At 38.6% G+C, this 20,022-nt stretch carries 16 protein-coding genes; 5 read left to right on the top strand and 11 right to left on the bottom strand.

Annotated elements, in window-relative coordinates:
- Nucleotides 1-291: a hypothetical protein gene (locus HZC31_03665; GenBank protein MBI5002456.1), complete on the bottom strand. Its 291-nt coding sequence runs from the start codon at nucleotides 289-291 to the stop codon at nucleotides 1-3.
- Between the two features lie 42 nt (nucleotides 292-333).
- On the bottom strand, nucleotides 334-1,137 hold the full coding sequence (locus HZC31_03660) for a lipoate--protein ligase family protein (protein ID MBI5002455.1): 804 nt from the start codon (nucleotides 1,135-1,137) through the stop codon (nucleotides 334-336).
- 75 nt (nucleotides 1,138-1,212) lie between these two features.
- Here HZC31_03660 and HZC31_03655 point away from each other — a divergent pair, with 75 nt between their 5' ends.
- Nucleotides 1,213-3,363, top strand: a complete 2,151-nt coding sequence (locus HZC31_03655; GenBank protein MBI5002454.1) for a DNRLRE domain-containing protein — start codon at nucleotides 1,213-1,215, stop codon at nucleotides 3,361-3,363.
- A 3-nt stretch (nucleotides 3,364-3,366) separates the two neighbouring features.
- On the opposite strand, the gene HZC31_03650 is transcribed toward HZC31_03655, so the two are convergent.
- Entirely contained in the window at nucleotides 3,367-4,476 is a 1,110-nt protein-coding gene (locus HZC31_03650; protein MBI5002453.1) for a hypothetical protein, read from the bottom strand.
- Between the two features lie 76 nt (nucleotides 4,477-4,552).
- On the opposite strand from HZC31_03650, the gene HZC31_03645 reads away from it, so the two are divergent.
- Entirely contained in the window at nucleotides 4,553-5,470 is a 918-nt protein-coding gene (locus tag HZC31_03645) for an NAD(P)/FAD-dependent oxidoreductase (GenBank protein MBI5002452.1), read from the top strand.
- The gene (locus HZC31_03640) at nucleotides 5,467-6,372 is read left to right on the top strand and encodes a radical SAM protein (protein ID MBI5002451.1); all 906 of its coding nucleotides are present in this window, start codon (nucleotides 5,467-5,469) and stop codon (nucleotides 6,370-6,372) included. The genes HZC31_03645 and HZC31_03640 overlap by 4 nt, the downstream gene beginning before the upstream one ends.
- Nucleotide 6,373: 1 nt before the next feature.
- Here HZC31_03640 and HZC31_03635 read toward each other — a convergent pair whose 3' ends face one another.
- The 6 genes from HZC31_03635 to HZC31_03610 form a co-directional block, all read right to left on the bottom strand.
- The gene (locus tag HZC31_03635) at nucleotides 6,374-9,511 is read right to left on the bottom strand and encodes an isoleucine--tRNA ligase (GenBank protein ID MBI5002450.1); all 3,138 of its coding nucleotides are present in this window, start codon (nucleotides 9,509-9,511) and stop codon (nucleotides 6,374-6,376) included.
- A 113-nt stretch (nucleotides 9,512-9,624) separates the two neighbouring features.
- On the bottom strand, nucleotides 9,625-9,996 hold the full coding sequence (locus HZC31_03630) for a PIN domain-containing protein (protein MBI5002449.1): 372 nt from the start codon (nucleotides 9,994-9,996) through the stop codon (nucleotides 9,625-9,627).
- On the bottom strand, nucleotides 9,984-10,211 hold the full coding sequence (locus HZC31_03625) for an AbrB/MazE/SpoVT family DNA-binding domain-containing protein (protein ID MBI5002448.1): 228 nt from the start codon (nucleotides 10,209-10,211) through the stop codon (nucleotides 9,984-9,986). The genes HZC31_03630 and HZC31_03625 overlap by 13 nt, the downstream gene beginning before the upstream one ends.
- 265 nt (nucleotides 10,212-10,476) lie before the next feature.
- The gene (locus HZC31_03620; GenBank protein ID MBI5002447.1) at nucleotides 10,477-11,220 is read right to left on the bottom strand and encodes a hypothetical protein; all 744 of its coding nucleotides are present in this window, start codon (nucleotides 11,218-11,220) and stop codon (nucleotides 10,477-10,479) included.
- The gene (locus HZC31_03615; GenBank protein ID MBI5002446.1) at nucleotides 11,217-13,091 is read right to left on the bottom strand and encodes a hypothetical protein; all 1,875 of its coding nucleotides are present in this window, start codon (nucleotides 13,089-13,091) and stop codon (nucleotides 11,217-11,219) included. The genes HZC31_03620 and HZC31_03615 overlap by 4 nt, the downstream gene beginning before the upstream one ends.
- A gap of 16 nt (nucleotides 13,092-13,107) precedes the next feature.
- Nucleotides 13,108-16,098 (bottom strand): hypothetical protein, encoded by a 2,991-nt coding sequence (locus HZC31_03610; GenBank protein MBI5002445.1) that lies wholly within the window; start codon nucleotides 16,096-16,098, stop codon nucleotides 13,108-13,110.
- A gap of 431 nt (nucleotides 16,099-16,529) precedes the next feature.
- Between HZC31_03610 and HZC31_03605 the strand changes: the two genes are divergently transcribed.
- Together HZC31_03605 and HZC31_03600 are read left to right on the top strand one after the other, a co-directional pair.
- Nucleotides 16,530-17,759 (top strand): ATP-binding protein, encoded by a 1,230-nt coding sequence (locus HZC31_03605; GenBank protein MBI5002444.1) that lies wholly within the window; start codon nucleotides 16,530-16,532, stop codon nucleotides 17,757-17,759.
- Between the two features lie 109 nt (nucleotides 17,760-17,868).
- The gene (locus tag HZC31_03600) at nucleotides 17,869-19,119 is read left to right on the top strand and encodes an ATP-binding protein (protein ID MBI5002443.1); all 1,251 of its coding nucleotides are present in this window, start codon (nucleotides 17,869-17,871) and stop codon (nucleotides 19,117-19,119) included.
- A 94-nt stretch (nucleotides 19,120-19,213) separates the two neighbouring features.
- Here HZC31_03600 and HZC31_03595 read toward each other — a convergent pair whose 3' ends face one another.
- Both HZC31_03595 and HZC31_03590 read right to left on the bottom strand, forming a co-directional pair.
- Complete coding sequence (locus HZC31_03595; GenBank protein ID MBI5002442.1) at nucleotides 19,214-19,867, bottom strand: hypothetical protein; 654 nt, start codon at nucleotides 19,865-19,867, stop codon at nucleotides 19,214-19,216.
- Nucleotides 19,868-19,911: 44 nt separating this feature from the next.
- The coding region (locus tag HZC31_03590; protein MBI5002441.1) for an IS3 family transposase at nucleotides 19,912-20,022 on the bottom strand (111 nt) is incomplete at its 5' end.

Raw genomic sequence — 20,022 nt, 5'->3', positions numbered from 1 at the left:
TCACCTTTTCTCCTGCGATGTGCATTGCATGATTGCGTCGCTAATTGCTTCTGCTGTAACGCCAAAGAGTTCTACACTGTTTTGTTTGAAGAATGCGTCAATCATATAGAGCAAAAGATCTTTTTCAAGCGGCTGATAACGCAACAGTTGTTCAAGTTGAAGGATAGATTCTTCAGGATACACAAAAAAGTCACCAGTGATCTGTACAGAAACAAGAACAGTTTCGTCAATATCCGCAGTGATTCTAAGAAGTTTACCATTCGGCACTTTAAGAACTGCTTTTCTTTCCATAAAAAGGAAAAAAGTAATTAGTTTTAAAAAGATGATGGAAAATTATACTTTTGCGAGAAACGCGGTAAGGATTTGTGGAATGGGGATTCCAGAATGCGTACTACAAGCACCTCTTGATTTTTCTCCCCCAAATAGCCAATCCTCTGCTGTAAAAGCTTCTCGTAATTGAAATACCTTTTCTTGTTCTTGTTCAGTAAGTTCCTGTAACTCCCAATGATGAGCGTTTAAAAAACTGTTTTGAAAAATATCTTCAATTCTCTCTAATTTACTCCCTTCTTCCACAAGAGAAGTCGTCGTCTCTCGAAGTTTCTGTTCAGAAATTCCGTAACATTTCGCGACACGTTCATAATCCAATTCACAAAAAACACTCCCATGTTGAAAAAGTGCCTTTTTTTGCTCAAAATAAGGAACGCTTCCAGAAATTTTTCTCCCCTTGACCATAATAGAAGTATACCCTGCTTGGGTTGCATTTTTTATACCCCTTTGTTCTAAAAAAGAAATTATTCTTGACGAAGTAACGATGCCCATACTTGCTCTTGTCCCATAAAGAGAAACAGGCGCAGCAACTGCGTAGGTCAGATCCGTTGATCCGTGATACATCGCTCTTGCTTCTGTAAATCTTCGGACATAAGGGATTCCCTGATCATGACAAAAATCAACTGCAACGTCAGCAATGCTTTGCGATGCACCATAACTCACTGCGCCGTTGCCGCTCCAGCGATAAAATCGGATAGTGGGTGGACCCCCCGCCGCGACAGATTCCGCGATGGTTTTGTCAATAGCCATACACGTGTAAGGGTCATCAGTCCGGAAAGGAAGAAGCCGCCAACGTACATCTGAAGTCATAGGATATTTTTGAGACGCTGTTTTTATAAAGTTTTCAGATAAATTTTATAAATGTATCAATTTTACCATCTTAATATGGTAAAACAACAGACAACTGGTGTGGCAATACTTGTCAGTTCTTTAAGCGCTGGATGCCTCTCTATGGATTATGTTGCTCATGATCCAAAAGAAACACCTTCTGTAGAAGATCTTCCTCCAGATATCCATTCAATTATTTCAACCCCTAATCCTGTGGAAAACAATACATACATCACCATAGAAGCGTACGTCACTGATGACTATGGCGTGGACGCAGTTTTTCTTCAAATAGACGGAGAAACTGCATCTATGGACACGTCAACAGCGCCGTCATACACGATTGCGTATGATACAAGTATACTTCCTATCGGAGAGAATCTATTCTCTATTTTTGCTGTTGACACTGCTGGACAAGAAAGCGGCGCGGAGAGTTCGTTTATTGTCAATAATGTCACGAGCACAGCTATTGAAAGCCTCATTCTTAATCCATATGTTGTTTCTACGGCGAATCTTGCTGATTCGGTGAGCGTCACCCTTACTGCAACTGATTCTTTTTATGATCTCTCTACCCTAGAAGGTTCTTGTGTGCTTGAAAGTGTTGATCTTGGTACACTTTCATATAACACTACAAACCAGACGCATGAACTCTCTTTTCTTCCAGAAATAGGAATAACGCCAACAGATCTTGGCGAAATACCTGTTACCTGCACAATCACAAATCCCGCCGGATACAGTGTTAGTGATAGTACTTCTTTGATTATATATGATGGAATTCCTCCCGCGCTTGACTGTACTGCGACACAAGAAGGAAACAATGATGGTTCTGCATCTTTAGAGATTAGATGCACATCGACTGATGAAAATGGGGTCGATACAGTGCAATGGCAGCAGGATAATTTAGGAAACGGTTATTTTACCAATACAGAAAGTGATACCTTTGTGACGCAGATTGATGTTACTGGGACCCCAGCAACAGGATATGCATTTCTTGTCACCTCGGTAGACAATTATAAAAATAGCGCCGCTGATATTGTCAACGGAACTGTTTATGACGTTACAGCACCAAACATCGCTTGTTTTCTCACTGACGCATGTATTACAAATAATGCGATAAGTGGAAGTGGGCTGTACAATGCAGAGACAACATATGACTGCACCATTACAGATGAAACTTCTCTTGCATCAGTTGTTTATGACGCAGGATCTTTTGGCTCTGGGACAATGAGCGGTTCAGGAAGCACGTACAGTGTTACGCTCTCTGGCACAGAGATCGCAGCAGATAACTATTCAATCTCCGCTACTGCGCAAGACAGTGCAGGAAATACAATGACTTCAACAGATACCTTCACTGTTATAGATGAACTTGCACCTACTTTTACTTCTGTTACAAGTTCTCCAAGCAGCGTTCTTAGTGATGGTTCTGAAGAATTTTCTTTAGAAGTATGTGTTGAAGATGAAACAGATGGCCTAGAATTAGGAACTGGCGTTACTGTTGAAATTGATTCTTATACAAATAGTCTTTCTTATGGAAGTACTTGTTATGCGCTCGCCATCAATGGCAATGAATTTTCAGAAGGAGATTACAGTATTTTGCTTCAAGCAACTGATGCTGCTGGAAATACTGCAGAAGATACAAGCGCGATGATCACTATTGATTCCATTACATATACAACGACAACACTCTATGCAGATGAGGATGTACGAACAAGCGAGGAGAATGCAACAACAAATTATAATGGGTATTCTCTTTATGTCGGCGCTTCCACTGTTGGTCGAGGAAGAAGCTATATCTCTTTTGATTCCAGCACTTTTACCGGCGCGGAGGTTACTTCCGCATTGCTCACTATTTACGCAGCGAGTGGCACTTGCCATTCTTCCTCTAATAATCATGATTGCAACCATGACCTTGTTGTTGATGCGCATGAAATTACAAGTACATGGAGTGCAGCAACAGCGACATGGAATTCTGTTCCATCATATGATACAACAGTCCTTGATAGTGCCACTATGAACGAAGCATTTGGCGGTGGAGGAAGCTACACTTTTGACGTTACCTCTCTTGTTCAGACGTGGGCAGATGGCTCAAATTATGGTGTCTTGCTTAAAGCAGATAGCACAGGCGAAAGCACTTCTAATCAAGTTGATGCAGGGATAGAATCAATAGAAACAGGTCTTCCCGCGACGCTTGAAGTAACATACGGGATGTAATAGTTAAGAATTCTTCAACACCAACCATTTCCCCGCCCAAACCATCCCTTCATCAGCGTGATAAAATGGAGTTTTGTAGACAGAACCATCTGAAGAAAAAAGTTCAAGAAAATTCTGATGCATCTCCATATTCTTTTTATACAACGCAAGGTATTTTTTCGCCAGCTTTGTATCCACAGTTGCAACAACATCTAAATAACATAAACCAAGATGCATCCAAACGCTGTTCCCCTCATAGTTTGGCGCGACAAGTTTCAGAGGAAAGAAAAAATTTGCAGGTACAAAAGAAGTATATTTGAGAGGAAACGGCTGATCCAGTTTTGCTTTTTGAATCACGACGATTGATTTCTGTATCATCTTTTTGTCTGTGAAAATACCAAACCAATAAGGGAAGGTATTCGCGTCACCAGTAACAGCAACAGAGTGGCATGACTCTTTAAAATAATCGCCTGTCCAAAAGACCTTCTTTATTTTTTCCTGTATTTTTTTATAAGAAAAACCATTTCCTGTAAATGGATTATTTAATCCGAGCGCAGCGGTTTCTCGCGCGACAACTGCGACACAGCAGGAATCATAGCAGGTTATTTCTCGCTTCGCGTGGTCTTTAATAGAGGAGAAATTTCTTCCTTTCTGCACAAGCCCTGTTTTCTCGTCAAAAACAGTGTTGTAAAAATGCGAAATCTGCAATTCTAAAAAAGGACGATAAATTGCGACAAGCTCTTTGTTCTTGGAAACGCGAAGACTATACAGCAAGAACGCAAGTGAATCTGGAGCGTAAGAAAAGACGTCAAACGCGTTTCCATTCTTTGTAATGGTCGTCGTCACTCTGTTTTCTCTGCTATACACGCAGAGCGCGAATTGCAGAGTCTTTTCAACTTCTTTTTTATAGCCAAGATTGAGAAGCGCTTCAACGCACATCCCAAAATCGCGCATGTAAAATAAAGAAAAATGACCAGTGCTCACTTGAAAGAACGTGCCGTTCCAGCAGTCTTTGACAATTTGCGCGCAGATTTTTTCAGAATTTCCTGAATATTTCTTCACGCCATATCGAGCAATAGAGACTCTGCGCCGCAGCATGCGAAAGCCTTCTTGAAGATGATAGAATGTGTCCATAGAACAATTCATCTTAATCAGATATAAAAAGATAGTGGAATGCTTTATAAAATCACAACAACCCCACATTTCGCGCATGAAGAAAGAAATGTGTCTCACGGAAGGATGTCTCATGATGTATGATTCCATTATTGTTGGAGCAGGACCCGCAGGAATAAGCGCTGCAATTCAGATGAAAAGAGCAGGATTCACGATTGCTCTTTTTGAAAAGAAACATGTCGGCGGACTTGTTTGGAACGCGAACTGTGTTGAGAATTATCTTGGATATCCAAAACCAATTTCTGGAAAAGAACTCGCCGCTCTTTTCGCGAAACAACTTCATACGTGGAGAATTACTCCTTTCATTGAAACAGTAATAAAGATAACAAAAAGAAAGAATACATTTATTATCAAGACAAACACAAAAAAGTATTTCGCGAAAACAGTTATTATCGCGACAGGAACAACACCAAGGACTGCGCGAATTCCTGGAGATAAAGAACTTTCTGGAAAACGTATTTTTTATGAGATTATAGATTTTCCTGTTCATGAAAAAAATAAATCCATCGCAATTATAGGGGGAGGAGATGTAGCATTTGATTATGCGTTACAACTTGCAAGAAAAAAGCAAATGCCGTACATTCTTACAAAAAAGAAAACAACGTGCCTCAAAAAGTTAAAAGAATGCGCAAAACAAATGAATGTCCCTCTTTTTGAGAATATTTCCGTTACTTCCATAAACAAAAATAATGAAGATAAAGGAAAAAAATTATTACGCCTTTTTACGAATAATAAAACGTTTAAAGCGGATTTTGTTTTTATTGCTGTTGGTCGTGAACCAACGTTTCCTCAAATAGAATATAAGAACGCCGAAAATACAAAAGGACTTTTTATTGCAAACGTGGCACAGCAAACAAAACAACGGCATATTCAAATTGCGTGCGGAGATGGACTGAAAATAGCGATACAAGCAATAGAATATTTACAACACACACAAAAGGATAAAAAAACATGAAAATATACGCTGAGTTTGGAAATGAAGATATCGCGAAAGTATATGTTGGAGAAATAGCGGGCAAACCAATTGAATTCGCGGAATCAACACCAACGCCATTCGGAAGACAGGAAAAATGGGTTCTTATTGTTTCCTGCCTTTCAGGATGCCCTGTCCGCTGTCTCATGTGCGACGCGGGGCAATTTTACAGAGGATGCCTGACAAAAGAAGAAATTTTTGCGCAGATTGATTATTTGGTAGCAAAAAGATTTCCTGACAAAAATATTACAGTAAAGAAGTGCAAGATTCAATTTACCAGAATGGGAGAACCAACATTCAATCCCGCTGTTCTCGCTGTTTTGGAAGAACTTCCCCAACGGTATACCATACCTGGGCTTATTGTTTCTCTCTCCACCATTGGACCAAAAAACGCGGCGCGATTTTTGAATAAACTCCTTCATATAAAAAATACCCTGTACAATAATGGAAAATTTCAATTACAGTTTTCTGTTCATACAACAGATGTTCAAAAAAGGAATGAGCTTATTCCTGTGGAGAAAATGACGTTAGAAGAAATTGCCTCGTATTGTCGGCTGTTTCATAGAACAGGAGATAAAAAGATCACCTTAAACTTTATTGTGATGGAGCGATATCCCATTGATCCCGCAGCGATTCATTCGCTTTTTGACCCCGCAAAAGTACTTATTAAACTAACTCCGCTTAATCCAACGAAATACGCGCGGGAAAATGGATTAAAAACAATGTTAGATCCACATAATAAAATGTCAATTTCTTCTCTTACTGCCGCGTTTCAATCATTTGGATTTGAGACAATAGTCAGCATTGGCAATCTTGAAGAAAACGAGATTGGAAGTAATTGCGGACAGTATGTTTCAAAGAAATTTGAAAAAATCACGTTTTGAACTACACAAGTTCCGCGTACACCACAACATGTTTCCCTTTAATTTCTTCCACTACTTTATGTTCAAGCGGCAAATCATCCTGAGAAAAGACGAGATCTGTAATGCCGCATTTTGCTTTGATTTCATTTTCCCAAACAGAAAGCCCTTTCTCTAATTCAGAATCAACGATCAAATGCACCTGCACGCGATCTTTGCGAACAAGACCCATTGTCTTTCGTAAATCCTGAATACGGCGCATGATTTCTCGGCCGTATCCTTCGTGATCAAGTTCAGGAGTTCGCGTGGAATCAATATAGAGCTGACCATATTTGTAATCTCCAGAAACCAAATGTTCAGGGGCGCGCATCTTCACAACAATATGCTCCTTAGTCAAACAAACCTGTTGCCCATCCAGAGTCACGCAGACTTTTCCTTCTTTGTCCAGCGCGAACATGAACAGTTTTGGATCTGCTTTTTGAATATAAGAAACAACGTGCGGGCTTAATTGTTTAAATTGCTGTCCAATAACCCTATTATTCGGCTCCAGTGTAATGGAAGCTTCATTGAATGATTGTTCGACATGCAATACTTTCACATTTGTCTGGAGAAGAATCATGTCTTTCAGCGCGTCAATCGCTGCAGCAACCTGTTTGTCTGTCGTAACAAGTGTCGCTGCATGAACTGGCCAACGAACTCCTAATTTTATTTTCTCGCGTGCGTTTAAAATAGATTGAATAGTATCCTGGCTAATTGCCATGTGCTGCTCTAAATTATTGTCAATGAAATGTTCATCTGCTGTTGGCCACGCGAAAAGATGCACGCTTGTTTCTGGCAGTGAAAACGCGAATTTAAAATTTAGATACATTTGTTCTGTGATAAATGGCGCGACTGGAGCGAATAACTTCAATATTTTCATAAAAACATCATAAAGCGCGTCCAGCACCATTTGTTTTTCTTCAGGAGTTCCTCCTGCTGCTTTGTCACGAACAGATTGAATGTAGGTTCGTGAAAATTCCAAAAACAAATGTTCGATTGCAAGCGGAACTTCATTGAGCGCGTAGGTATCAAGAAGACGCGTCACGTGTTTCACCGTGCTGTTTGCAAGCGATAAAATATATCGCTCTTCAAGATCAAGCGCTTTTTTCGAAAGCGGCTTTGGTTTGAGATCATTGTTTGCTGCATGATCTAAAATATATTTATGCACGTTCCAAAGAACACCAAGATTTCTATACTTTAAATTCATGTCTTCAAAATTATAATTAATATCGACCGCAGGATTCGCGCCACCAATCATGTAATACCGAAGCGTGTCCGCGCCATATTTGCTAATCACTTCTTCTGGCAAAATATAGTTGCCCAAACTTTTCGACATTTTTCGTCCTTGGGAATCCTGCACAAACCCGTGCATGTACACTGCTTTGAAACTTGGCTTGTTCATGGTCAATGTTGAAGCGACCATCAAAAGATTAAACCATCCCCTGATTTGGTCTTTTCCTTCAAGAATAAAATCTGCGGGGAAAAGATCTTCAAAATGTTCTGTTTTATTTGGATAATCTAAACAGTTCCAGCTTGCGCAGCCCGCGTCAACCCAGACATCAAGAATATCAGGCACGCGATGCTTTTTGCCGCCGCAGCTGCAAGGAATAGTAATTTTATCAATCCACGGTTTGTGGAGATTTTCCACTTTTTGTCCTGACTTCTCTTCAATTTCTTTAACAGTGCCAAGCACAATGTAATTGTCGCATTTATTGCAGCGCCAGATCGGAAGCGGCGTTCCCCAATACCGCTGTTTGCTGATGGAATTATCGCGAAGATTGTGCAGCCAGCTGTCGAACGCGTTAAACGCTGCTTCAGGAACCCAGTTAATTTTGTTGTTGTCTGCGATCATCTGTTTTTTCAAATCTTCTACTTTGAAGAACCATTGCGTTGTCGCTTTGAAGATGATTGGTTTGTGGCATCGCCAGCAATGTGGATATTCGTGTTCAATTTTCTGTTTTGCCGCGAGCGCGTCAACAGCAGCGAGCGCTTTGATAAATTCGAGATCATCTGTTTTTGCTTTGAATCCAGCAAACGCGTTCATGGATTTAGGAAATGTTCCTGCTCCATCCACCGTGTTGAACGCGGGAAGTTTGTTTCTAATCCCCACTTCATAATCCTGCGGACCGCAGCCTGGCGCGCAGTGAACAAGACCTGTTCCGCTGCTGAGTTCGACAAACTCATTGCTGAGCACCACTGTGTGCGTATTTTTCGCTTCAAGTTTGATCTGGTCGAAATGAGGAATATCTTTATGCAATGGATGCAGATAACGCATGCCTTCAAGCTTTTTTCCAGAAAATTCTTCAATGATGGAAAATGCTTTCTTGCAAACTCCTTCAATAAATGGTTGTGCGAGATCTTTCGCGACAATCCAAGTTTCATCTTCAACGTGCGCTTTCACATAGGTAAAATCAGGATGCGCCATGATCGCGAGATTGAAAGGAATCGTCCACGGCGTTGTGGTCCAGATCACGAGGAATGTTTTTTCTTCTCCTTCAACAGGAAATTTGACATAAAGAGAAACATCTTTTGTCTTTTCATATTCAAGTTCGTGTTTCGCGACAGCGGTTTCACAGCTTGCGCACCACGTCATTGGCCGCGCGCCTTCATACAAGCGATTTTTCTCATGCGCTTTTTTAATGAGCCACCATTCGCCTTCGATAAATTCCTGCGTAATCGGCATGTACGCGTTATCAAAATCCATCCATACACCGAGCTGTTTGAACTGTTCATTCATCAGCTTCATGTGCGTGATGGACCATTCTTCGCATTTCTGAACAAATGTATCAACGCCATATTCCTCAATTCCTTCTTTAGAAGAGATGTTCAAAGAAGCCTGCACTTTATTTTCTGTCGGCAAACCATGCATGTCATAGCCTGCTCTGTCCCAAACATCAAATCCACTCATGCGTTTGTAGCGCAGGATCATGTCTTTAAGTGATTTGTTCCACGCGGTGCCGATGTGAATTTTGCCGGATGTATAAGGCGGTCCATCAAGGAAGTACCATTTCTTTCCGCCTTTATTCTTTGCTTTTGCCTGTGGATAGGTGGAATTCTGTTTCCAGAACGCGAGCATGTCATTCTCAACAGTTTGGAAAGAATATGATCCGATCTCGTTTGCCATGGTTATTGTTGATGGCAGTTTATTTATATAATTTGCGACGTAGGGAGCAAATTATTCCAAAAAATGAGTGAAACTAATTTTTTGATAAAGATTGTGACAAGGGGGAAGTAAACTCATTTCTGAACAAATTCAACTCCTTGGAAATCTTCAAATTCCTTATCTCCTGTAACAAAGAGATAGCCATGTTCTTTTGCAAAAATATATCCTACAGCATCAAAAAAAGAAAGATTTCGTTTATTATTCTCTTTCTTAAATTTAATCGCTTTGATTAAAATAGGAAAAGAGACCGGTTTTGTGTATTGTATCAGTTTTGAAAGCCAATACTCTGCTGTCTGTTCATTATATTCTCTCAACACAACACTATAAAACTCTGTAAGCGTTAATTCATTGATAAGACAATGTTCATTCAAATATTTGATAAAAGTTACATTTGCCTTGCTGATCTCGCAAAGAATGTATGTATCCAAACATTTTATTTTATCCATTTGCTTTCCAGCTCTTTTCGTGTTTCTCTTATAAGTTGCTCTGTTGATTTCCTAAAAGGAAGCGCCCCAAATAATTCTTTGAGAACATTTTGCTTTCTCTTGATTTCAATAACCATTTCTTCTCCTGGCTTAATGTGTTCTTCCTTAACGATATTTGTAGGAAGTAAAACCCCTATTGAATTTCCCCATTTTTTTGCTTTTACTACTGTTTCCATAGTATCACCTTGAAGTATAATAATTAACCAATAAGTATAACTCCTATAAAAAGATTTTGGTTTAGGATAGAGAACAAACACGCGCAAGAGAAATACGCAAACAATCGCCTTACAGTCCTGCATCACAATTCATCTCTCTATTGTTTATTTTTTGTTAGAAAAATTTCTTCAAAAAAACACAAAAAAAGACATAGGGATTCCAAAAACAGGAAGGCGAATTAAAGAAGGAAAGTGACAATGGGAAACGAGCGATTCTAACTTGCTTTCACTTTAAAAATTGAGTGAGCGGTTGTTGTTGTTTTTCTTTTGTGTCTTGTTTTTTTATATCTTGTTTCTTTATCTCTGAAGCTTCATTTTCTTTTTTAGCGTCTTCTGCTGTTTTTTCCTTCATTGTGGTCTTTTCTGTTTTCATTAATTCGTCTTTTGCTGCTATTAGGGGCATATATATCTTTTCCAGCTTGAACTTGAGTCTAGGAAGAAGCATTTCTATCTTATTTTTCTGTTCTTTGTAAATCTCCCTTCTTACAATGTATTTACTTCCTACTATTTTCCCCTCTTTATATTGCGCTTCTATTTTTTGAAGAAGAATCCCTAAGAGGTTCTTCTCGTTTTGCAATGACACTATCTTATGTTTAAGATAGAAGACGCATATCTTTTTATGAGACACAATAACAAGAATTGCGATGAGAATAATAATAATGAGTATGTCAAGAATATGCGCAGAAAACCAGAGCGCGAAATCTTCCTTCATTTCCATCGTTTTATCAGGAAGCGTATTTTCTTCCCTTATCCTCGCTTCCTGATATTCTTTTGTTTCTTTGGGCTGCTCAACGTCATCAGTATAAAAGATTATTTTGTAAAGAAAAGGGAGAAGGACAAAAAGAGTAAAGAGACTGCAAAGAAGTGTTACAACGAGTTTCCTTCCAGTGCCTTCAATTTTTATCCCGACAAAAGTATATTTCCCATTTTCCTTTGTATTCTTTTTCCCATCTTCTTTTTTTTCTGTCATTCTACTCTCAACACCTTCTCAAGAAATCTATATTTTACAGGAAGAAGTATCGCTTTTCGCGTACTCCACTCCTTTAACGCGAACTTCCACTCTTCTAGGGTAATACGCACAAAAAATTTTATTTCAAGATGTGGATAACGCGCACCAATGATGTTTTCTTTCAAATGGTGAAGTATTATCCACCCATACATCAGCGCATCCCTGAAAATGTAAAATGGAATGAGCGCTTGCTGGAGGGCAGTAAACCCCGTTTTACGATAAACGTGTATGTCTGTAAAGGAGACAAAACTAAATATCCCCGCAGTAACAAACAGAACAAGAAGAAGATACATGAGTACTCTCATAAAAGAAATACCGTCCTCTTCAAGAGCTAATGAGAGGAGTCCTTTTTTTTCAGCAAGCGGCGATTCCTCTCTTGGAACAATTGAGGTAAAGAAGGGAACTTCAATACTTATTGTGGGTAATACAGGAACGTCAGGAGCGGAAATTTCCGGCGCGGCAACTGTCGATGGAATATGATCATTGAGACCTCCAGCGCCTCCTGCTCCGCCGCCAGCGGCAGCCGCGCTCTTTTCCTGTGCAGGAGCAGGACTTGGCTCAGATTCACTGACTTTCTCTCCAAATCCAGGATCTAATGCGTTTAGTACTATTGTGTAATTTTGTCCAGGAACGACTGTTTGCAAAAAGACATAAGAACCAAGGCAGGTTCGTGTGTCAAAAGAAAAGTTCGCGCATTTGTACACTTCATCGCCAACAGCAGTGACTGTCACGTTCGCGCTCCTGAAATCTAAGCCTGAGAAATCAATCGCGAATGTGCTGCTAAATCCAGCGTCCACTGTCGCGTTTTCCACTTTCATCACGGAATTATACGATGATTCATTAAAATCAAGAATAAGGATTCGAGAGAATGTAAAGTTTGAAAAGTCCAGTTGTTTTGTGAGAAGCCCACTGTTATTGCTGATGAGCGAAGACGTATAAGAAGTAACAGACGCATTATCGCTGTTTAAAAGGTCAAAATGAGGCTCATCTTCATTATATGTTATTCTTCTAAAAGAAGCTGTTTGTGTTTCATTTCTATTCCCTAAACTATCATTCGCGATAAATGTGATTGTATACACTCCTGACTGCGTCACATTTGTCCATGTATAATTGTAGATATTTCCTGTTTTTTGCATGAGGAGTTGTTCTTTTGATCCATTGGGATAGGTTATGTTCGCAAGAACTGTATCAACGCTGAGGAAAAGATCTGTCACAAGCGCGCTAATATTCACAGTTTCATTCAATGTTACGGATGTATTCACTACAGGAGTTGCATCTCGAACAGCTGGACCAGTGCTGTCCACAGTCACGTTTGTTTTTTCTGTCGCGTTGATGTTGCCGAGCAGATCTGTCGCGGTAAAGGTGATGTTGTAATATCCTTCAGCGCTCGTGTTTCCAAAACTGTAATTAAAAATGCTGCCGACGCTGATGAGAAGCAACTGCTCTTTTGTGGTGTTATTTGGATACGTCACGTTCGCGAAGACAGTACTTATTCCCAAATTATCTGTGACTGCGGCGCTGATATTTATTCTACTTCCGACAAAAGTAAAATTGTTTGGAGTGGGACGCACATTGATAACTGTTGGACTCAATCCATCAACAGTGATATTTGTTTTTTGTGTAAAATTAAGATTTCCCGCAGTGTCGTTCGCGATAAACGTGATGTTGTAAATTCCGTTTTGCGTTGTGTTGCCGAAACTAAAATTATAAATTCCTCCAACTTTCTGAAGCCGCAGTTGTTCTTTTGTTGTATTGTCTGGATACGTGATATTCGCAAGCACCACATCAACATTCAGCCATTCATCCGTGACTGCCGCGCTGATGTTCAGCACAGCATTGCCGCTGAGATTAGATTCTGTCGACGGTCACATTCGTTTTTTCTGTCGCGTTGATGTTGCCGAGCAGATCTGTCGCGGTAAAGGTGATGTTGTAATATCCTTCAGCGCTCGTGTTTCCAAAACTGTAATTAAAAATGCTGCCAAAGCTGATGAGAAGCAGCTGCTCTGTTGTGGCGTTATTCGGATAGGTGACGTTCGCGAATACAGTATTTATCCCTCCATTGTCTGTCACATTTGCACTCATATTCACCACACTGTTTCTTGCGGTGAAACTATTCGCAACTGGACGCAGCGTTGTAACAACCGGGTTGATCACGTCTTGTACAACCATAGTCACATTTGTTTTTTGTGTAAAATTAAGATTTCCCGCAGTGTCGTTCGCGATAAACGTGATGTTGTAAATTCCATTTTGTGTAGTGTTGCCGAAACTATAATTGTAGATGTTCCCTGTTTTTTGCAAACGGATCTGTTCCTTTGTTGTATTGTCTGGATATGTGATATTCGCGAGCACAATATCAACATTCAGCCATTCATCGGTGACTCTCGCGCTGATGTTGATGATAGTCCCATTGATTTCTGTGGATTCCAATACGGGTTGAACATTCGCGACAGCAGGACCAGTGCTGTCCACAGTCACGTTTGTTTTTTCTGTCGCGTTTATGTTCCCAAGCAGATCTGTCGCGATAAAGGTGATGTTGTAATATCCTTCGTTGCTTGTGTTTCCAAAACTGTAGTTGAAAATGCTGCCAACGCCGATGAGAAGCAGCTGCTCTGTTGTGGCGTTATTCGGATAGGTGACGTTCGCTACTGTTATACTAATGCCAATATTATCAGTCACTGTCGCGCTGATATTCACCACACTGTTTCTTGCGGTGAAACTATTCGCGGCTGGACGCAAACTTGTGAGAGAGGGATTGAAATTGTCCTGGTTGATCAGCGACACGTTTGTTTTTTCTGTGATGTTCAAATTCCCCACTGTATCATTCGCTATAAAGGTGATATTGTATTCGGAGATATCAGTGGTATTTGCGAAACTATAATTATAGATATTTCCAACTTTTTGCAGGAGAAATGTCTCTTGCTTTGTCGTGCAAAGAAGAAGAATGCAATTGATGTAGCTAATGTTCGCGCGAACGCTATCAACACTCTGGAACGCGTCAGTCACTGTCGCGCTAATATTTATAACACTGCCATTGAGCTGGCTTGAACCGAAAACTGGGCGAAGGGTAGCGACCGCTGGCGCTGTGCTATCAACAGTGAACGTTGTCTGCACTGTATCATTAATATTTTTATGGGTGCTTGTGTCGTTCGCGATAATAACAACAGTAAAATTACCCTGATCATTAGTATTTAGAAAAGTGAGATTAAAAAACTGTGGTGTCGCGCCTGTTCCATTCGTCATTCTAAACTGCTCCACTGTTCCATTCGCGTGCGTTATATTCACGAGCACAACATCCACTCCGATAGTATCTGTCACGTTTACTGTTATGTTCACTATTCCCGCAGCAGGGACAGTTCCTGGATTAGCTACTAAGGCAGTGACATTTGGCGCTGGATCAAATTGATACCACGCGAATTGTACGCCGTTTTGACCTCCGTTGAGAACTTCTGTATTGGTTTCGAGAGGGGACGCGGAAATATTCTGGAAACCTGTTCCATTCCAGACAATGGCGGTAATATCTTCCAATAAGTCCTCAGCGACAACCATGATTTCGTGTGTTGTTGGATGTTTTGTAAACGTTAAACCCTGAATATCATCGCTTGCGAAATCTTGTGTTTGAATGGAGGAGAGGAGCGTTGTGGCGCTCCAGCTTTCATTTTGGACCGCAAAAAGAGCGTAGGATAGGTTAAGGCTATTAGAATCAGTAAACCCAAAAATCGCGACATTTCCATTTGTTCCGTTCCACACGCAATCTATATTAATGTTATTTGCTCCGCCTGTTTCTACTGTTCCATCTTCTGTAGGAGAGTTGCTTAAAATTCTGCTTCCATTCCAGATTCTGACATTAAGGTCAGCGCCTCCATCAACAAAAATAATTCCAACATAATCATTTGTTGGATGGCTGCACACTGTTAAATGATCAATGCCATTTCCAACACTTTCAGATTCTTCAGCGCCCCATGTTTTTGTCGCGGAGGTATAATTTCTTCGTACAACAGCTGTTCCAGTGCCATAGAGCGCAAGTCCATCTCCGCTGGCGGTTTCCCACGCAAAAGCAAAATGTTCGCTGACCGCGGTTGTCGTTGTTATTGAAAGATTCACCCCTGAATTTAATTCAAAGTCACTTCCGTTCCAGAGAACAGCATAGAGGTCGCCTGCGTTATTATGAAGAAGAACCATAATATCGTCACTGCTTCTTTTTGGATAAAGAGAAACCCAGCGAAGAGGCGATCCAGTCCCTGCTAACATAGGCGTTGTTATATTCACTTCAGAAGAATATCCTGTTCCATTCCAGATTCTGTAGCCAAAAACAGCGTCAACTGTCCCGCTATTCTCATAGACAATGAGCGCGTCCCCGGAAATATCTTCATATGCTATATCAAACCCTCTCGTGCTTGTTATGTCGACACTTGTTGAAACCTCTAAAAGATTGGTAAAATTCTTTGTTTGATTGATAATTTGAATATTGACATCCGCCTGCTGATCCTCTGTCCCAAGAATCATTTCATCTCTTTCGTGGTTTGCTTTAAGAACAACAAAATTAATGAGTCCGCCGACAGCGTTTGTATTTGTTCTTTCCTCTGAAAAGTTTTTGTTGGAATCATTCCATATTCTATACAACGGGGTTTGCACCACGGCTTCCTGATACACGACAATGCCATCCACTGCTGCTGTGTTAATACTATCCGCGTGCGCTGTGGGAAGAACGAAAAGAAAGAGAGCAAAGTATAAACAAAACAGCAACAGAACCCAAGAAACTACCTTATTGAATGGATAGCATGAATGTATTTGATTGCTCCATGTTTTTATTACTCTTTTCTCTGAAAGTACAAATACCATGGATTTTTACTCCACCCCTTTATATACTCTCTCTCTCTCTCTCTCTCTCTCTAATAATGTATATATATCTTTCTTATTTTTAAGGGGGGGGTTGTAGTACTCTTCCTGAAAAGACACGCCTCTCATAAGTGGAGCTTATTGTCATTTAATAAATCCGAATACCTTTCTTCTTAATCTCCCATTGTCCAACCGCGGGAGAGCCACCATGAATAATGTCCTCTTTTTTATACTGTTCAACTGCGTTCCACGTTTTCTCAAGACTTTTTATGAAATGAGAGACAAGCGCTTTCTTTGAACCTTCTCTTGCTTTTGCGAGAGCAGTACAATACGCTTTATGATTTTGGAGTAAAGAAATAGTTTTTATTACTAAAAGAAACTATCTTCTATTAATAATAGAAAGATTTAAATAGATACAGTGCTAATCAAAGTTTATGATCATAAAAGAAACAATAAAGGAAATTATAGTGTCGCAAATGGCATTTTTAGAGAGATTAGAAGCAGGTATTTTTAGAGAAAAAGGAGACGAGATTGATGTAAAAGACTCTTTTGCTTTAATAATCACGGGAATAAGAAGATGCGGGAAAAGCACATTTCTCAATCAAATAGTACAAAAACAGAAAAAAGGATATTATTTGAATCTTGAAGATCCTCGTTTAGAAGGATTTGAACTTTCAGATTTTACTAAAGTAGAAATAATAATGAAAGAACTTTATGGAGCTGGTGGAGTTTATTTTTTTGATGAAATCCAGAATGTGGAGAAATGGGAGAAATTTATAAGATATCTTATTGACAAAAAAGAAAAAGTGGTAATAACGGGGTCTAATGCTTCTCTATTAAGTCAAGAGCTTGGTACAAAATTAACTGGAAGGCATCTTCAAATAGAAATGTTTCCATTTTCATTTAGAGAATTTCTTATCTTAAAAAAACAAAAACCATCGCTTGTTGCTTTTGAGAAATATCTTTATGCTGGGGGCTTTCCTGAATATCTTAAAAAAGAAGATCCTACAATTCTTCATGAATTACTGTCAGACGTTGTCATGAGGGATATCGCTATACGATTTGGGATAAGAAATACGGGCATTCTAAACAAGATAGTGATTTATTTAATAAGTAATGTCGGAAAAGAGTTTTCTTATAATTCGTTAAAGAAAATGTTTGAAATAAAGTCAGTTCAGAGTGTTATTGATTATATATCTTATTTTGAAAACGCTTATTTACTCTTTACTATCCCTCGTTTTAGTTACTCGTACAAACAACAGCAGGTAAACCCAAAAAAAGTTTATTCCATAGATAATGGTTTTTCGTATAACAACTCAGTCTCATTTTCAAAAGACAAAGGAAAAATGCTTGAAAATGTTGTTTTTTTACAGCTCAGAAGAAGCCACAAAGAAATTTTTTATTTTCAAGAAAAAAATGAGTGTGATTTTTTGATTAAAGAGAAAGATAAAATAATCCGAGCAATTCAAGTCTGCTTTGAGTTACATGAGGAAAATAAAGAGAGGGAATTGAATGGTCTGGTTGCAGCGTTACACAAATTTGACATAAAAGAAGGATATATTTTAACGTATAATCAAGCTGATTCTTTTTTGATAGAGGGTAAAAAGATACAAGTAAAACCGGTGTGGAAATGGATGTTGGAAAAGTTCACTCAATCTCACTAAACACTTCCTGTTCTGATGGTCAATCCAATAAACCTCAATCGTAAAGATATGTACATCCTAATGATCACAAAGTTTATAAACATGTCCATTATAATGTACTTGTTTTAAAATGGAAAGAGCGAAATTAGAAGAATTTAACCCATGGTGGATAAGTGGAAAAGTAGATGGAGAACTCGCTTTGCCTTTCAAGAGAAAGGTTTTTACTGAGATTAAAAATCATGTAGGCAAAAGATTTATTGTCGCGCTAACTGGCCTTAGAAGGATTGGAAAAACGACACTTATGTATCAATTAATACACACATTACTGCAAGAAAAAGTTGAGCAGACAAATATTCTTTTTTTTTCTTTCGATGAAATGTCTATCCCTTTAAGTGACGTTTTGAATACATACAAAGAAATGAACTCAAAAGATTTCAGAGAGAACAGAATATATATTTTTCTTGATGAAATCCAAAAGTACAAAAATTGGGAGAATGAATTAAAGAAATATTATGATTTATATCCTAAATTAAAATTTTTCATAAGCGGCTCAGAATCTCTTTTCATAAGAAAAAAAACAAAAGAAACCCTGGCGGGCAGAATTTTCGAATTCACTCTCACACCATTTACCTTTAGAGAATATCTTAGATTCAACAACCTAAAAGAAGAAAATTTCAAGTATGAAACAGCGGTAAACCCACTTTTCTTGAAATTTGTTGAAAAAGGTGGATTTCCAGAAACATTTTCCTTTGAAACAGACAAAGATTTTAAGGAATATATTCGGGCGTTAATTGTTGATAAAATAGTGTATAAAGATATCCCTCAAATGTTTGGGATAGAAGACCCTGAATTCTTAAAGATTCTCTTGGAATTGATTTCCACAAATCCAGGAATGTATGTTGATTACCAGTCATTAAGTAAACAATTTGAAAAAGACAGAAGGGTAATAAAGGATTATGTTTCATATCTTAAAGAGAGCTTTTTAATAACAATTTTAGGAAATTATAGAAAAGGCAGTATAACAACATTAAGGAAGAAAAAAAGAGCGTATCCGACTGATACTGCCCTGTCTTATCTATACAAATCAAAAATAGATGAGTCCTTTTTTGGAAGAATGGTTGAAACAATAATCGTGAATAAACTCAGAGCGAATTCGTTCTGGAAAAATGGGACTGAAATAGATATAATTCACGAGAAAGTGCCAATAGAAGTCAAATATCAAGAGAATATAAATTCTGAAGATTTTAAACCAATGAAAGAATTCATGAGAAAATTTAATCAAACACAAGGAATTTTAATCACAAAAAAAGAAGAAAAAGAAGTCAAATTTGAGGAAGGAACAATAAAATTAATTCCGGCATGGAAATTTTTATTAGAATAAATCCGTGCTATTGATGATTCGCATCGCGATTTTTTTTCAAAGATAGAAGCAACTATCAGCGAGGTAGTAGCTACTAATAGCAAAGTGTCAAAATTTAAGCGATTTCAAGCTCTTTTGACACCTTTTTTTGTATGACAGTATCTGCAAAATCTCCAAGAAGTTTCACTGCTCGTAATCTCTTCTTTATTGTCTTAAAATAATAATCATACTCCATTTTTGTCAACTGCTTATTATCGATAATTTTTTGTATGATTTCCCTTTGCTTTGGCTTGAACAGATTCGCAAGCGCATACTGAAAATCATATTCCTTTGCTTTATTGATCTTTTCTGCCAACCCAATTTGCTGTTCTGCTTCATAAAGCTTCTTTTGCGCGATAAAGTCATAAAGATATTCATCAAAAGAAAAGACAAACGAAGATTCCTTTTTTTTAGATACTATTTTTTTAAGAGAAGGGATCAAAGTATTTTCTGGCTCTATTTTAGTAAAAATATCCAAAGCAACGCCTAATACTGCTTTTACTTCATGAATTACCTTCTTTTCTCTTGCTTTTTCAAGCAGTAAAGACCAATTAAAAGAGAGAGAAGCATTTTTTGTTGCGATATAAATAATAAAAGGAATCGCTTTCAAAAACCTTTTTTCTTTTCCTAAAAGTATTTGTATTATACCATCCTCAATAGAAACTGATTTTTCTACCTTGAAATAAGAGTATCCTATTTTTTCCAATAATCCAGTTATATTCTCTGCCATTCTTGTATCCTCATTGGACTGACCCCCTTTTCGTGGACAGTAAGTTAAGATACTATTCCCCTATTTAATTTTTGTTGTTCGAACTCATTTGGCGGTACATATCCGATTGATGAGTGCAATCTTTTCTCATTGTACTTTTTGATGAATTCTGCTAT

The organism is Candidatus Woesearchaeota archaeon, from assembly GCA_016214075.1.
GTDB lineage: Archaea > Nanobdellota > Nanobdellia > Woesearchaeales > DSVV01 > JACRPI01.
Note: the sequence above shows the minus strand (reverse complement) of the source record. Positions and strands in the feature narration are given on the sequence as shown.